Here is a 2,430-nt window from a genome sequence, read left to right as displayed (position 1 = left end):
CTCGCGCTCTGCCCGCCGATGATCTCGACAGAAGACGATGTGAAAGAAATCATGACGCGCATGGGCCGGACGCTTGAGCGCCTGACCGGTGCGGTTGCCAAGGAGGGACTTGAATGACCCGCATGAAAGCCGAACCGGTCGTCCATATCGACGACGAACGCTTTCGGGTCACCGAATGGCGCTTTGCCGCCGGGGCCGAGACCGGCTGGCACATCCATGGCCATGACTACGTCATCGTGCCGCTTACGGACGGCAAGCTCGGTCTCGAAGGCCCGGACGGCGCGCAGTCGCAAGCCGCCCTCACTCAAGGGGTGCCCTATTCGCGGCGGACGGGTGTGGCCCACAACATCATCAATGCCGGCGATGCGCCGCTGGCCTTCCTGGAGGTCGAGGTCGTTGAGGCCGGCGATCTCGCAGCCAGGCGGCTCGCCGTGCTTGACCGGTTCCTCGCTGCCTGGAACGCTCGCGATGTGGGCGCGCTGATGGACTGCATGGCTGAGAATTGCGCTTTCCACGGCTCGGCCGGACCCGATGCCGAAGGGCGCAAGCATATGGGGCGTGACGCCGTGCGCGCCGCCTATGCAGCGCTGTTCGATGCTTTCCCGAAGGCCGCGTGGACCAGGGGACGGCACGTCGTGACGGGCGACACCGGGCTTTCATCATGGCGCTTCGTCGGCACCACGGCAGCGGGGCAGCAAATCGAAGTCGACGGCTGCGATATCTTCGCTTTCTCGGGGGAGCTCATAGCGCTCAAGGATTCCTACCGCAAAGCGCGAGGGTAGCGAAAATCTGAATTCATCGGGCGACGAAGGGCGGTCCAAGCGGGCCGCCCTCGTTTTTTGTCCAAAGGCAAGATCCTACGAAAGGGCCGGGCTTACCCGGCCCATCTTCTTACTTGAGCAAGGCTTCCATCGGTACCGGCTCGGAAATCGTCCAGTTGCCTACAACACCCGGCTTGCCGGCCTTGGTCTCGACGATCAGGTACCGCGTCTGGTTCTGGTGATGCAGTTCCGGCGTGAAGGTACGAGGCCCGAACAGCGTCGGCTCGTTCTTCATCTTCTCCAGTTCCGCGACGACGGCGTCGGCATCGGTCGTGCCTGCACGCTCCACCGCCTTGGCCCAGACGTCGACCATGACGTAACCCGGAAAGACATACTGGCTCGAGGGATCGGCGCCTGTCTTCGCCTTGTAGGTGGCATTGAACTTCAGCACTTCCGGATTGGGATCGTCGCCATAGATCGATCCCTGAACGGGGACGTAGAAGTTCGTCAGATCGGGCACAGCGGATAGCCAATAGCTACCGTCGACGCCCGAGCCATTCAGGATCATGGAGTTGATGCCCGCGGCACGAAGCTGCTTGATGGCCGAAACAGCGCCCGGCATCATTGTGCAAAGCATGATCGCATCCGGCTCCTTCGGCAGAGACTTGATGCGGGTGATCTGCGCGGCGATGGAGGCGTCCTCGTTCTTGAAGGTGTCTTCACCGACAAGCTTCGCGCCCTGGGCTTCGAGCTTCGGCATCATCCAGTCGAAGCCGTCGCAGATGCCCTTGTTGTAGGCCGTCCAGGTATCGAGCAGACGGTAGAAGTCCTTTGCGCCTTTTTCCTTGAATGCCCACTCGGCCATGGTCGCGCCCTGCACGGGCGCCAGCACCGACGCGGAGAAGCTGTGCGGGCCGACACCCTGGATACCGGCCTTGACCGATTCCGCGCACAGGAAGAAGGAGATACGGCCCGCGTCCTCGGCCGCGAGCGCAGCCGGCGATCCGAAGTCGTAGTCGCACGAGACGACCACGAGATCCGCGCCCTGGTCGAGCACGGAGAGGCCCGCCTTGGCGCCTTCGGCCCGGTCGGACTTGGTGTCGGCCTTGACGACCTTGATCTGCTTTCCAAGCAGACCGCCAGCCGCATTGATCTCGTCGATGCGGATCAAGGCCGCCTCCTGCGCAGGCTTGTCATAGGCTTCCATGAAGCCCGACTCCGCAGTGGCGAAGCCGATGACGATGGTCTTGTCATCGGCCAGGGCCGGGTATGCGATGGACATCGAGGCCAGAGCGGTTGCGACAATTCTCATTTTGTATGTCATGCACGTCTCCTTTTTGTTTTCCGGTCGGGCTTGTGCCGCCGGTCACTTGTTGCGACTGCTGCGGGGTAAGGTGATCTCGCGGTTGCCCATGAGTCCGGATGGGCGAAGCGCGAGGATCACGATCATGATGACGCCGAGGGCTATTTCCTGAACCCCTTTCGGGAGGGCGAAAGTGGACTCGCCGAGCGATACGCCTGCCTCCAGCCAGCGCAGCGCCTGGATAAGGGCGGACAGCAGGACGACACCCACCACACCCCCCGACAGGCTGCCCATGCCGCCGACGACGAGCATGGAAAGGGTGATGAAGGTGAGACCGAGATAGAATGTGTCGGGTGTGACCACGCC

General features: G+C 62.6%; 2 protein-coding genes and 1 pseudogene. 1 reads left to right on the top strand and 2 read right to left on the bottom strand.

Annotated features, from left to right (window positions below; translation table 11 throughout):
* The first annotated feature begins 113 nt into the window (after window positions 1-113).
* Window positions 114-782 (top strand): nuclear transport factor 2 family protein, encoded by a 669-nt coding sequence (locus EN969_RS26665; RefSeq protein ID WP_063167469.1) that lies wholly within the window; start codon window positions 114-116, stop codon window positions 780-782.
* Between the two features lie 109 nt (window positions 783-891).
* Here the strand turns inward: EN969_RS26665 and EN969_RS26660 are convergent, their stop codons facing one another.
* On the bottom strand, window positions 892-2,085 hold the full coding sequence (locus EN969_RS26660) for an ABC transporter substrate-binding protein (RefSeq protein WP_013533160.1): 1,194 nt from the start codon (window positions 2,083-2,085) through the stop codon (window positions 892-894).
* A gap of 42 nt (window positions 2,086-2,127) precedes the next feature.
* A pseudogene (locus tag EN969_RS26655) lies at window positions 2,128-2,430 on the bottom strand (branched-chain amino acid ABC transporter permease); the annotation flags it as partial.

This window comes from Mesorhizobium sp. M7A.F.Ca.CA.003.01.2.1 (assembly GCF_003998945.1).
GTDB lineage: Bacteria > Pseudomonadota > Alphaproteobacteria > Rhizobiales > Rhizobiaceae > Mesorhizobium > Mesorhizobium ciceri.
Note: the sequence above shows the minus strand (reverse complement) of the source record. Positions and strands in the feature narration are given on the sequence as shown.

Bases quoted from the DNA above. Each gene is read 5' to 3' on its own strand.
- EN969_RS26665 (WP_063167469.1), top strand. From the start codon at position 114: ATGACCCGCATGAAAGCCGAACCGGTCGTCCATATCGACGACGAACGC.
- EN969_RS26660 (WP_013533160.1), bottom strand. From the start codon at position 2,085: ATGACATACAAAATGAGAATTGTCGCAACCGCTCTGGCCTCGATGTCC.